Annotated in this window: 3 protein-coding genes and 2 pseudogenes; all 5 read right to left on the minus strand. The window is 70.7% G+C overall.

Features of this window, described 5'->3' with window-relative positions; genetic code table 11:
• Window positions 1-520, minus strand: a pseudogene (locus tag B7X32_RS17485) (DUF4349 domain-containing protein); the annotation flags it as partial.
• On the minus strand, window positions 517-1,077 hold the full coding sequence (locus B7X32_RS17490; protein ID WP_292722528.1) for a sigma-70 family RNA polymerase sigma factor: 561 nt from the start codon (window positions 1,075-1,077) through the stop codon (window positions 517-519). The pseudogene B7X32_RS17485 and the gene B7X32_RS17490, both read right to left, overlap by 4 nt.
• Before the next feature lie 55 nt (window positions 1,078-1,132).
• Window positions 1,133-3,331, minus strand: a complete 2,199-nt coding sequence (gene glgB / locus B7X32_RS17495; protein WP_292722531.1) for a 1,4-alpha-glucan branching protein GlgB — start codon at window positions 3,329-3,331, stop codon at window positions 1,133-1,135.
• Window positions 3,328-5,346 (minus strand): alpha-1,4-glucan--maltose-1-phosphate maltosyltransferase, encoded by a 2,019-nt coding sequence (locus B7X32_RS17500; RefSeq protein WP_292722534.1) that lies wholly within the window; start codon window positions 5,344-5,346, stop codon window positions 3,328-3,330. Before B7X32_RS17500 ends, glgB begins: the two co-directional genes overlap by 4 nt.
• Window positions 5,347-5,455: 109 nt before the next feature.
• Window positions 5,456-5,948: pseudogene (locus B7X32_RS17505) on the minus strand (glycogen debranching enzyme); the annotation flags it as partial.

Here is a 5,948-nt window from a genome sequence, read left to right on the forward strand (position 1 = left end):
CGGTCGCCGCGGGGCGCTGTGCTGAGCCGATCTGCTGGCTCTCCACGAAGCCGCCGTGCTTCTTCGCGAGTGCGGCCAGGGCATCGGCGGCCTTGCGCACGTCGTCGACCTGCACGGTGGCGGATCCGGTGCGGACCACGTCCCGCGCCTCGTTCGTCGACGGCGCGGAGCCGCCCGCGGAGGACGCGGCGCCACCGGAGCTCGGCGCCATGTCCTTCGCTACGCCGGAGAGCGACTGCGGTCTCGGCGTCGCGTCGTAGGGCGCACTGGCGGCCGAGGAACCGGAGGACGCGGCACCGGTGGCGTTCAGGATCGCGGGCGTCACCAGCACCCCGACGACGAACGCGGCGGCGACGCCGCCCGCGGTCAGCCAGCCGCGTCGGCGCGCCCGTCGGCGGGTGGGTGCGGTGTGGGCGCGAGCGGAGTCGCGCTCCTCGGCGATCTGCGCGAAGACGGCCTCCTCGATGCGGTCCACCGTCTCGTCGCTCAGCGGGGGCAGGCCCGTGGGGGTCGTGGTCATGATGCGGGCTCCGTTTCGGTCACAGCGCCGCGCAGGCGGGTGCGCACGCGGGAGAGACGGTTGCGGACGACGCCGTGCCCGACGCCGAGTTCGGCGGCCGCGGCCCGGTAGTCCCAGCCCTCGGTCGCGCAGAGCCGGAAGATCTCCCGGTCCAGCACGGTCATCCCGCCGAGCTCCGCCGCGATCCTGTCGGCGAGCTCGGTGGCGATCACCTGCTGCTCGACGTCCATCAGCGCGGGGAGCAGCTCGTCCACGCCCTCGGCGGTGTGCGCGGCGTCCCGTTGGCGGCGGCGCAGCCGGTTGGCGGCCTGGAAGCGGCAGATCGTCGCCAGCCAGGGCAGCAGCGAATCGCTCGCGAGTTCCAGACCGGGCAGCTTCCGCCAGGCGACCATGAAAGCCTCCTGCGTCACGTCCTCGGCGTCGCCGGCGTCGCCGAGGATGCCGTACGCGATCCAGTAGACCGGGCGCGCGTATGCGCGGTACAGCGTGCGGAAGGCGCTCTCGCTCCCCGCCGCCGCGCGCGCGACGAGCGTCCTGTCCTGTGCGTCGTGTGCCATGCCGGCTCCGTTCGGTGTCTCTCACCCTAGGAGTGTCGGCACCGGCGGGATCGTCTCAGCCCTTGCTGACGATCGGCACGTGCGGATCCTTCTGATGCCGCAGCCAGATCGTGGACAGCGCGGGGATCGTCAGGGTCGCGCGCGGGGAGCCGTTCTCGACCTCGGTCGCGTACACGAGGCCGAGGTTGCCCTCGCCGTGCCCGCCGAACTCGGCCGCATCGGTGTTCAGCACCTCGGTCCAGCCGCCCGCGAGCGGCAGATCGAGTCTGACGCCGTGCCGGGTGGTGCCGGCGAAGTTGCTGATCACCGCGAGGTGGCCGCCGTGCGCGTCGCGGCGCACGAACGCGACGATGTTCGGATCCCAGTCCGGGGCCCCGATCCGCGTGAACGAGCTGCTGTCGTGGTCCCGCTCCCACAGCGGGGCGTTCTGCCGGTAGGTGCCGTTCAGGGCGCCGACGAACTCCTGCAGCTGCCGGTGCGACGGCTGATCGAGGAGCCACCAGTCCAGGCCGCGGTCCACGGACCACTCGGAGAGCTGGCCGAACTCCTGACCCATGAACAGCAGGTTCTTGCCCGGATGCCCCCACATGTAGCCGAGATAGGCCCGCACGTTCGCGAGCTTCGCGGCGTGGTCGCCCGGCATCTTCGAGAGCAGGCTGCCCTTGCCGTGCACGACCTCGTCGTGACTGATCGGCAGGATGTAGTTCTCGCCGAACGCGTACACGAACGAGAACGTCATCTCGCCCTGGTGGTGCGAGCGGTACAGCGGGTCGCGCTCGATGTAGACGAGGGAGTCGTTCATCCAGCCCATGTTCCACTTGAACCCGAAGCCGAGCCCGTTGTGGTCGGTGGGCGCCGTCACGCCGGGGAAGCTCGTCGACTCCTCGGCGATCATGACGATCCCCGGGTGCTTGCGGTACGCGGTCGCGTTGACCTCCTGCAGGAACCGGATCGCCTCCAGGTTCTCCCGTCCGCCGTGGACGTTGGGCTCCCACTCGCCGTCGTCGCGGGAGTAGTCGAGGTACAGCATCGAGGCGACGGCGTCGACGCGCAGGCCGTCGGCGTGGAACTCGTCCAGCCAGAACAGGGCGTTCGCGACGAGGAAGTTGCGCACCTCGTTGCGGCCGTAGTCGAAGATGAGCGTGCCCCAGTCGCGGTGCTCGCCGCGGCGCGGATCCGGATGCTCGTACACGGCCTCGCCGTCGAAGCGCGCCAGCGCGAACGCGTCCTTGGGGAAGTGTCCAGGCACCCAGTCGATGATCACGCCGATGCCGGCCTGGTGCAGACGGTCGATGAGGTGCTTCAGGTCGTCGGGCTCGCCGTAGCGGTGCGTCGCGGCGTAGTAGCCGGTCACCTGATAGCCCCAGGATCCGGTGAAGGGGTGCTCGGCCACGGGCATGAACTCGACGTGCGTGAACCCGGTCGCGGTGACGTGCTCGATGAGCTCGTCGGCGATGTCCCGGTAGCCCAGACCGGGGCGCCATGAGCCGAGGTGCAGCTCGTAGACGCTCATCGGCTGCGCGACCGCGTGCGTCGCCGCACGACGGGTCATCCAGGCGCCATCGCCCCAGGAGTACTCCGAGCGGGTGACGATCGAGGCCGTGGCGGGCGGCACCTCGGCAAGCTGCGCCATCGGATCCGCCTTGAGGATCCAGGTGCCGTGCGGCGTGAGGATCTCGTACTTGTAGTGCGCGCCGGCGCCGACGCCGGGCACGAACAGCTCCCAGACGCCGCTCGATCCCATCGAGCGCATCGCGTCCAGGCGGCCGTCCCACCCGTTGTGGTCGCCGACCACGCGCACGGCCTTCGCATGCGGCGCCCACACGGCGAACGCGGTGCCCTGGTCGCCGTCGATGAAACGCGGGTGCGCGCCGAGCGCCTCCCAGAGCCGCTCGTGGCGCCCCTCGCGGATGAGGTGCAGGTCGAGCTCGCCGATGGTGGGGGCGTGCCGGTACGGATCGGGGGAGATCCAGTCGGGGGCGTCGCCGTACGTGGCCTTGATCCGGTAGGCGCCGGTGGGCCCCGTGACCTCGCCCTCCCAGATGCCCTCCGCGACGTGGGCGAGGGGCACTTCCACACCGCCGTCGAGCAGCACGGAGACGCCCTTCGCAAGGGGGCGCAGCGCTCGCACGATCGTCACGCGTCTGCCGCCCGAGTCGGGCTGCGGATGCGCTCCGAGCACGGAGTGGGGGTCGTGGTGCGAGCCCGAGGCCACGGCCTCGAGCACAGCCGGGTCGATCGCAGTGGTGATCATGGCTGCCCCTTCACATGGAGGATGTGCACCGGCTCCGTGAAGGCGTCCAGGCGCACGAAATTGTGATCCGTCCAGGTCCAGACGGATCCGGTGACGAGGTCTTCGACCTCGTACGCCGTCCCAGGCTCGACGCCCCACGCGAGGGTGTCGAGATGCACGGTCGTCTGCCGCACGGAGTGCGGGTCGACGTTGGCGACCACGATGATCGTGTCGCCGGAGCCGGTGCCGGTGAAGGGCGCGTCCAGGTGTTTGGAGTACACCAGGACCGCGTCGTCGTCGCTCCAGTGCAGCCGCAGATTGCGCAGTTGCCGAAGCGCCGGGTGCGCGCGGCGGATCTCGTTGAGGCGGGTGAGGTAGGGGGCGAGCGAGCGCCCCTCCGCCTCGGCCTTGGCCCAGTCGCGCAGCTTGTACTCGTACTTCTCGTTGTCGATGTTCTCCTCCGAGCCCGGACGGGCCACGTTCTCGAACAGCTCGTAGCCGGCGTAGACGCCGTACAGCGGTGCGCCCGTCGCAGCGATCGCGGCCCGGATCCGGTACGCCGCGCGCCCGCCGAACTGCAGGTACTCGGTGAGGATGTCCGGGGTGTTCACGAACAGGTTCGGACGCATGTAGTCGGCCGTCTCCTGCGAGACCGACAGCAGGAACTCCTCCAGCTCCGCCTTGGTGTTGCGCCAGGTGAAGTAGCTGTAGCTCTGCTGGAACCCGACCGCGGCGAGCCCTCGCATCGGCGCGGGGCGGGTGAACGCCTCGGCCAGGAAGACCACATCGGGGTGCTTGGTGTTGACGGTGCGGATCAGCCACTCCCAGAACCGCAGCGGCTTGGTGTGCGGGTTGTCGACGCGGAAGATCGACACGCCCTGCGCGATCCAGTGCTCCACGATCCGGAGCACCTCGGTGTAGAGGCCCACCGGATCCCGGTCGAAGTTCAGCGGGTAGATGTCCTGGTACTTCTTCGGAGGGTTCTCCGCATAGGCGATCGTGCCGTCGGGGAGCTCGGTGAACCACTCCGGGTGCGCCTTCACCCACGGGTGGTCCGGGGCGGCCTGCAGCGCGAGGTCGAGCGCGACCTCGAGGCCGAGCGCGTTCGCCTTCTTCACGAAGGCGCGGAAGTCGTCGAGGGTTCCCAGGTCGGGGTGCACGGCGTCGTGCCCGCCCTCCGCGGCGCCGACCGCCCACGGCGATCCGGGATCGGCGGGTCCGGCGGTGAGCGTGTTGTTCGGCCCCTTGCGGTTGAGGCGCCCGATCGGGTGGATCGGCGGGAGGTAGAGCACGTCGAAGCCCATCGCCGCGACCGCGGGGAGGCGTTCGGCGGCGGTCTCGAACGTGCCGCTCGCGATCGTGCCGTCCGTCTCGCGCACCGCGCCCTCCGAGCGCGGGAAGAACTCGTACCAGGCCGCGGCGCCCGCGATGGTGCGCTCGACCAGGACGGTCTGCCACGGCGTCGCGGAGTCGAGCGCGGTGAGCGGGCGGTCCGCGAAGAGGGCGGCGAGCTCGGGGTCCGTCGCGGCGGCGAGCGCGTCCTCCGCGGTCCCGTCGTCCGCGCGCAGCCGGTCCGCCACCGCCGCGAGCCGCTTGCGCTCCGGCTTGGGGCGGGACTTGTCCTTGGCGGCGCGTGCGAGCAGGCCCGCACCGAGCGCGCGCATCACCTCGACGTCCACGCCGGCGGCGATCTTCAGCTCGGCGGCGTGCGCCCAGGTGGCGAACTCGTCCGCGAAGGCCTCGAAGCGGAAGGTCCAGGCGTTCGTCTCGTCGAGCGCGACGTCGACCTGCCAGCGGTCGGTGCCGTCGTCGAGCGGCGTCAGTCGGTACAGGCTCTCCTGGTGGTTCGGGGTGCGCAGCCGGAGGTGCACGCCGATGAGGTCGTGCCCCTCGCGGAAGGCCACGACCCGGAACGGGATCACCTCGCCGGAGAAGGCCTTCGGGTGGAAGCCCTCAGGCGCCGCAGGGGACGGATCCGCGAGCGGGATGCGGCTGGTCTGGGCGTCCGCCGCATCGATGTCGGGCAGTGCGCGCACCGGGATCTGCGCGGTGCTGCGGAGAGCATCGGACGAGGGCTGTGCGGCAGTTCGTTCGGACACACCCTGAACCTACCGCGCTCCGAGGTCGGAAGAGGTAACGGGCGGGTCACTCCGCGCGGAACAGTCGCATCGAGGTGCCGGGAAGGGCGAGCACGTCGCCCGGCTTATGCACCGTCTCGACCGGCGAGGGGCGCTCATCCGCACTCGACCACAGGGCGACGTAGCGCGACACGCCGTCGATCTCCGGCAGCCGGACGTCGATCGGCGATTCGGTGCCGTGCACGACGAGCAGGATCCGGTTGAAGGCCTCTTTGTCCGGCGTCGACGACGCGACGTACTGCAGGGTGCGGTTGCGGGGGTCGTTCCACTGCTCGACCTCCATCGTCTCGCCGTCCTGGTCGTACCAGTCCATGACAGAGGCGTTCGGGATGTGCTCGCCGAGCCGGGCGTAGCGGAGAGGGCGCAGGGCGGGGTTCTCGTCCCGCAGCCGCGTCAGCAGGGAGGCGTGCGCGAAGAGGTCCTGCTGCCACGGCTCGTGGTCCCAGCTGAGCCAGCTGATCGCGGAGTCCTGGCAGTAGGCGTTGTTGTTGCCCCGCTGG

It is taken from the genome of Microbacterium sp. 13-71-7 (genome assembly GCF_002257455.1).
Taxonomy (GTDB): domain Bacteria; phylum Actinomycetota; class Actinomycetes; order Actinomycetales; family Microbacteriaceae; genus Microbacterium.

Excerpts from the sequence above, each read along its gene's own strand:
- glgB (WP_292722531.1), bottom strand. The coding sequence starts at position 3,331 with ATGATCACCACTGCGATCGACCCGGCTGTGCTCGAGGCCGTGGCCTCG.
- B7X32_RS17490 (WP_292722528.1), bottom strand. The coding sequence starts at position 1,077 with ATGGCACACGACGCACAGGACAGGACGCTCGTCGCGCGCGCGGCGGCG.